General features: G+C 58.3%; 3 protein-coding genes. All 3 read left to right on the top strand.

Going from position 1 to position 2,775, the window contains the following annotated elements; translation table 11 throughout:
• Nucleotides 1-391: 391 nt before the first annotated feature.
• Complete coding sequence (locus ACFDS3_RS20410) at nucleotides 392-1,093, top strand: autoinducer binding domain-containing protein (RefSeq protein ID WP_375264160.1); 702 nt, start codon at nucleotides 392-394, stop codon at nucleotides 1,091-1,093.
• An 80-nt stretch (nucleotides 1,094-1,173) separates the two neighbouring features.
• Nucleotides 1,174-1,818, top strand: coding sequence for an acyl-homoserine-lactone synthase (locus ACFDS3_RS20405; protein ID WP_375264159.1), 645 nt, complete (start codon nucleotides 1,174-1,176; stop codon nucleotides 1,816-1,818).
• The coding region (locus ACFDS3_RS20400; RefSeq protein ID WP_375264158.1) for a diguanylate cyclase domain-containing protein at nucleotides 1,815-2,775 on the top strand (961 nt) is incomplete at its 3' end. The genes ACFDS3_RS20405 and ACFDS3_RS20400, both read left to right, overlap by 4 nt.

Below are 2,775 nucleotides of genomic sequence, written 5' to 3'. Positions count from 1 at the left end.
CGCTGCGGCGGCTGCGGTCTGCGGACCGCGCCTTTCTCGGCTTCGTGCAGAAGAAGACACGATAGGGAGCCGGCAGATGTTTCGCGCGCGAAACATCTGCGCTGATGCGGGAGTGTAGCAACGAGGTACAGCAGTTGGTCCGCTGCGCGCAGGACCGACCGCGGCGCGAGCGGCGCCGGGGCCTGCGCACCTTGATCGAGCGATGTATCAGCGCCCGTACGGCGTGTCCGTAGAAGGGAGAGTTGCCGCCTTCTCATTTATATGAAGGGAAAGGGACTGTCGGATGGAAAAACCGTGCTACTTGTGTTTATTGGCAATGTCGCCGAAGACGTCAGACGAAGTTACTCGGTTGGCGGGCGGGTTCAGCCGGTAAACCTGGAGGGTGTCTCTGATGGACCTCATCGATCTGGCTCCCCTTACCAATGGTGAAGGAGATTTTGAGACTTTCATTGATGATTTGTGTCAGAATCTGGAGTTTGACTACGCATCCTACGCAGCGATCAACCCCGTTACCGGCCTCGTGCAGGGTTACGCGAACTATTCTCCCGAGTGGAAGTTGCATTATGCCAAACGGGGTTATCACCGCATCGACCCGACCCTGAGGCTGGCCTCGAAGAGTATTGCACCGGTCGACTGGGCAAGGTTCGAGCGTAACGACAAGTTCGAGGCCGTCTTTTTCTCCGCACATGATTTTGGCATCACGCCTCGAGGCCTTACCGTGCCGGTCCGCGGACCTTACGGAGATTGCGGCCTGCTGAGCGTAACCCGGGATTGTTCGCAGAACGAATGGCAATCGCTGATTCGGCAGCAGGCGAGTGCCCTGCAACTGGCGGCGGTTCACATGCATGACGCCATCATGCAGTCTGACATCTTGTCGCGTGTATTGCGCAGGCCACAACTTTCGTCCCGCGAGCGGGAGATCCTGCAATGGACTGCCGCAGGAAAGTCTCAGAGTGAGATCGGCGATATATTGACTATATCGCATCGAACCGTAGAGGTTCACCTTCGGTCAGCGCGTGAGAAGCTGGGTGCTCTCACTACGGCGCAGACCGTAGGGCGGGCAGTGGGCCTAGGGCTTGTCCTGCCAGGGTGACGCTACTACGGGATTCCCCGTATAGCGGAAAAATGGCCGGTTGGCGAAGCTCTCCTCAAATTTGCAATGGAGAGCGAGTAATGATCATCATCATTGATGGACTGAACAGCAGCGAGCATGTGAAAGCGCTGGAGGAAATGCACTGCCTTAGGGCACGTGTGTTCGGCGGCAGGCTGGGGTGGGACGTCCAGATCCGGAATGGGCAGGAACGCGACCATTTCGACGACATGGACCCTGCGCATGTTGTCAGCATCAATGACGCCGGCAAGGTGGTCGGATGCATGCGACTGCTTCAGACGACCGGGCCGCACATGCTGGCCGATGTATTCTCCGATCTTCTCGACGGGGAGCCGCCGCTGCGCAGTTCCTCCTTGTGGGAGGCGACGAGGTTTTGCGTAGATACCGAGCAACTCGGGCGAGGTTCGGGGGCGAACACGATATCCCACGTGACCAGTGAGATCATGATCGGAGCCTTCGAATATGCCATGACAGCGGGGGTTTCGGACGCCGTGGCAGTGATCGATCCGGTGATGGACAGGGTTCTCAAGCGGTCGGGAAATGCACCGTACGACTACCTTGGCTCCCCCAAACCGATGGGCAAAGTGACAGCGTTGGCTGCCCTCATGGACTGTTCGGATGCCAGGATCCAAAGTATCCGGAACTATGCCGGCATTCACCATGATGTCTTCGAACCTGCCTCGCTCCGGCAGGAGGAATATGCGTGACGGTGCTCGACATGTCCAAAACCAGAGATCCGGGTCGTCGTCTGGTCAGAGAGACCGCTCTGCGCATCGCAGATTCGATCCACAACAAGTCATTGCGGCAGCACTGCATAGAACAACTGTCCGCCTCTGAGACGCCAGACGAGCGACGTGCGGCATTGGCACTCGCTTTCGAACTTGCGCAGGAAGACCGGCGCCTGCTCGACAGCGAATCCTTCGTGCACAGCATTCTTGACAGCACATCAGACTGCATAACGATCACAGATTTGCATGGAAATATCAGATTTATGAACATGCCCGGGCAGAGGGCGATGGAGGTCGAGGAGTTTGCCCCGCTGCACGGACAACCATTGTCCAACCTTTGGCCTGCCTCTGTCGAGAAGGCTCTGGACAAGGCGCTCAGCATAGCGCGGAACGGTCGTAACGGTCATTTCTCGGGATACGGTCCAACGTCTAGGGGAGCATCGAAATGGTGGGATGCTTCCGTTGCGCCCATTCCTGGTCCAGATGGCGCGCCGGCCCGGCTGCTCGTCATTGCGCGTGACATGACCGAGCGCCGCCGCTCCGAGCAGCAGCTTTTCCAACTGGAGCATTACGACAGCCTGACCGGCCTGCTGAATCGCAACATGCTGGACCGGAAACTCGCACAGGCATTGACGGAGACAAACCAGAAAGCGCAGACAGCATTCCTTTTCCTCGACCTCGACGAGTTCAAGGCAGTGAACGATTCCCTTGGTCATTCGGTGGGTGATCAGGTCTTGGTCGCGGTCGCCGAGCGCCTGAAGGGGCAGATGTGCGGTTCGGATATCATCGCCCGGTTCGGGGGCGACGAATTCGCCCTCGTGACGCGCGTGTCCAGCGTGGAGCAAGCCGAAAATCTGGCTGGGCGGATTTCTACCTTCCTCAACGAGCCATACGCGCTGCATGGTCGAGAGGTGAATGTCGGGGCGAGCATTGGTA

The organism is Palleronia sp. (genome assembly GCF_042089775.1).
Lineage (GTDB): Bacteria > Pseudomonadota > Alphaproteobacteria > Rhodobacterales > Rhodobacteraceae > Palleronia.
Note: the sequence above shows the minus strand (reverse complement) of the source record. Positions and strands in the feature narration are given on the sequence as shown.